Genomic DNA, 3,159 nt, shown 5'->3' on the forward strand with positions numbered 1-3,159 from the left:
CGGCCGGCGAGGATATAGACGATGAGCGTCGGCACGGCGGCGATCATCGCCGCCGCCATGTTGACATTGTATTCGACCACCCCGGTCGAGGTGTTGACGACATTGTTGAGCGCCACCGTCATCGGCATGGAATCGCCGGTGCCGGCATAGGCCGAGGCAAACAGGAAGTCGTTCCAGATATTGGTGAACTGGTAGATGACGGTGACGACGATGATCGGCAGCGAGTTCGGCAGCATGATGCGCCGGAAGATCTGGAAGAAGCTGGCGCCATCGACCTGGGCGGCCCGCACCAGCTCGGTCGGAAAGGCCTCGTAGAAATTGCGGAAGAACAGCGTCGTGAAGCCCAGGCCATAGACGACATGGACGAAGACCAGATTGACGGTCGGATTGCCGAAGCCGAAGGCAAAGCCGGTGGCGTTCTGCAGCGTCATGCCGAAGCGGCCGAGCGAACCGAGGATCGTCGCCATCGGCAACAGCACCGACTGGAACGGAATGAAGCAGGCAAACAGCATCAGCCCGAACACCAGCGTGTGGCCGGGAAAGCGCCATTTGGTCAGGATATAACCGTTCAGCGCCCCCATGATGGTGGAGATCGCGACGGCCGGCACCACCATCTTGATCGAGTTCCAGAAGTAGCCCTTGATGCCGGCGCAGGTGAGCCCGACGCAGGTCTCGCCCCAGGCCTTGATCCAGGGATCGAAGGTCGGGGCTTGCGGCAGCGCCAGCATGTTGCCGTTCTGGATCTCGTCCATGGTCTTGAACGAGGTGGTCAGCATGACGAAGAGCGGCATCAGGTAGAGGACGGCGAAGATCACGAGCAGGCCGTAGATGACGGTGCGGCCGATCCAGCGGCTGTTGCTGCTGTTGTCGCTCCTGTTGTCGCCGGCCTGCGAGAACGTTGCTGCCGAGGTTACCGGTGAAGAGGTCAGGCTGCTCATCGGGCCTTCTCCTTCAGTTCGGAATAGAGATAGGGCACGATGATCGCCGAGATGGTCATCAGCATGATGATGGCGCTGGCCGAGCCGACGGCCATCTCGTTGCGCTTGAAGGTGTATTCATACATGAAGTTGGACGGCAGCCAGGCCGAGCCGCCCGGCCCGCCCGAGGTCAGCGCCACCACCAAGTCATAAGACTTGATCGCCATATGGGCGAGCACGATGAAGGCCGACAGAAAGATCGGCCGCAGCAATGGAATGACGATGCGGCGGTAGAGCTGGAAGGGCGAGGCGCCGTCGATCTGGGCGGCCTTCATGATCTCGCCGTCGATGCCGCGCAGGCCCGCCAGGAACATCGCCATGACGAAGCCCGACGCCTGCCACACACCGGCGATGACGACGGTGTAGATGACGAAGTCCTTGTTCTTGATCCAGTCGAAGTGGAAGCTCGTCCAGCCGAAGTGGTGCAGCGTCTGTTCCAGGCCGAGGCCGGGATCGAGGAACCATTTCCAGGCAACGCCGGTGACGATGAAGGAGAGCGCCATCGGATAGAGGAAGATCGGCCTGAGCAGCCCCTCGCCGCGGATCTTCTGGTCGAGCAGGATGGCGAGGAAGAGACCGAGCGCCAGGCAGATGCCGACATAGAGGAAGCCGAAGATCGCCATGTTGGTGATCGAGGTATACCAGGAGGACGGCGGATCGCTCTCGAAGGTCCAGCGCCACAGCCGCTGATAGGCGCGTGCGCCGGTCAGCGCATAGGAGGGAAAGGTCTTGGAATTGGTGAAGGACAGATAGGCCGTCCAGATGATGAAGCCGTAGACGAAGATGATGGTGATGACGAAGCTCGGCGCCAGCACGATCTTCGGCAGCGCATCCTGCAGCCGGCCGCGCAACGAGATGCCCGTCGATTGCCGCGGCGTCAGAACCGGATCGGTGGTCGCAACTGTGCTCATGGAATGTCATCTCCTCCCCGCATGATGGCTCCTCGATATCGTCCGGGCATGATCATCCTGCGTGATCGGCGCGGAGCCTGAAGCTTCCCCGCGGGTCACGCGGGGAAGCATTGTCATCACAAGTGATCTCAGCGGGCGTCGTCGATCGCCTGGACCAGCTGGGTCACGGCCTCGTCGGAGGTCTTGATCTGGCCGTGGACGAACTTCGAGACGACGTCCTTGTAGGCATTGGCAATCGCCGGCGGTGCGCCATAGCCTTGCGCCAGCGAGCCGAACAGCGTGCCACCTTCATTGGCAGCCTTCAGGTCGGCGATACCCTTCTTGCCGCAGGCGTCGAAGTCGGTATCGGGAACGTCGGTACGAGCCGGCACCGAACCCTTGACGACGTTGAAGGCCGACTGGAAGCTCTTCGACAGCGTTGCGGTTGCCAGCGCCACCTGCGCCGCCTTGCGGTCGTCGGGGACGTTGAACATGCCGAACATGTCGGAGTTGTAGATCACGCTGCCGTCGGTGCCGGGGAAGCGGTAGCACAGGAAGTCGGTATCCGGCGTCTTCTTGGCGGCAACGAATTCGCCCTTGGCCCAGTCGCCCATCACCTGCACCAGCGCGTCACCCTTGATGACCATGGCGGTGGCGAGGTTCCAGTCGCGGCCGGAGAAGTTCGGATCGACATATTTGACGATCGTCGCCAGATTGTCGAAGGACTTCTTCATCGTCTCGGACTTCAGCGACTCTTCATCGAGGTCGTTGAAGGCCTTCTTGTAGAACTCCGGACCGCCGGTCGACAGCACGATGGAATCGAACATCGTCGCTTCCTGCCAGTTCTGGCCGCCAAGGGCGAGCGGGATGACGCCGGCGGCCTTGGCCTTGTCGAGCAGGGCGATCAGATCGTCAAAGGTCTTCGGCTGGGTGCCGCCGATCTTGTCCATCACCGCCTTGTTGATCCACAGCCAGTTGACCGAGTGGACGTTAACAGGGGCTGCGACCCACTTGCCGTCATAGACCGAGAACTTCTGCAGCGCCGCCGGCACCGACTTGTCCCAGCCTTCCTTCTTCGCCGTCTCCGTCAGGTCGCCCATGACGCCGGCCTGGGCATAATCGAGCACGGTATACCCCAGCATCTGCGAGGCTGTCGGATAGGTGCCGGCCGCCACCATCGCCTTCAGCGCCGTCATCGCCGCGTCACCGCCACCGCCGGCCACCGGAACATCCTTCCAGGCAAAACCTTCCTTCGACAGGTCCTGCTTCAGAACGTTCAGCGCCGCTGCCTC

General features: G+C 61.9%; 3 protein-coding genes. All 3 read right to left on the reverse strand.

All coding sequences use genetic code 11. From position 1 onward, the window contains the following. The coding region (locus tag EEQ99_RS34275) for a carbohydrate ABC transporter permease (RefSeq protein WP_164736008.1) at positions 1-938 on the reverse strand (938 nt) is incomplete at its 3' end. Continuing rightward, entirely contained in the window at positions 935-1,888 is a 954-nt protein-coding gene (locus EEQ99_RS34280; protein ID WP_028755623.1) for a carbohydrate ABC transporter permease, read from the reverse strand. The genes EEQ99_RS34280 and EEQ99_RS34275, both read right to left, overlap by 4 nt. Positions 1,889-2,016: 128 nt before the next feature. Then, a partial coding sequence (locus EEQ99_RS34285; protein WP_244604888.1) for an ABC transporter substrate-binding protein occupies positions 2,017-3,159 on the reverse strand: 1,143 nt, incomplete at its 5' end.

Source organism: Rhizobium anhuiense, from assembly GCF_003985145.1.
GTDB lineage: Bacteria > Pseudomonadota > Alphaproteobacteria > Rhizobiales > Rhizobiaceae > Rhizobium > Rhizobium anhuiense.